Annotated in this window: 1 pseudogene; it reads right to left on the bottom strand. The window is 34.5% G+C overall.

Annotation, left to right across the window (positions count from 1 at the left end):
* Positions 1-359 (bottom strand): annotated as a pseudogene (locus OM075_RS25855) (SusC/RagA family TonB-linked outer membrane protein); the annotation flags it as partial.

Here is a 359-nt window from a genome sequence, read left to right as displayed (position 1 = left end):
GCAGAACTTCCTTGTCCCATTGGAACAGCATTAGTTTTTTCTGTCGAAAAGTTAATCGAAGTGGAAACCTTTAACTTTTCTGTCTTATGACTTGCTTTAGTAGAAATGGTATATCTATCATATGAATCTACATCTTCAGGATAGATTCCATCTACACTATTTTGTGTGAAAGAAAGAAAATAATCTGTATTTGCATTTCCTCCGTATGCAGATATAGAGTTCTTATAGTTTAATCCATACTCAAAAAAGTCATTAATACGATCTTCAATATATGAGAAAGGTGCTACTTGCTGAGAATTATCAACAACATTACCCCATGGGCGCATTTGGCCATCATATCTTGGTCCCCAATTACCATT

Source organism: Plebeiibacterium sediminum, from assembly GCF_026013605.1.
GTDB classification, from domain to species: domain Bacteria; phylum Bacteroidota; class Bacteroidia; order Bacteroidales; family Marinilabiliaceae; genus Saccharicrinis; species Saccharicrinis sediminus.
Note: the sequence above shows the minus strand (reverse complement) of the source record. Positions and strands in the feature narration are given on the sequence as shown.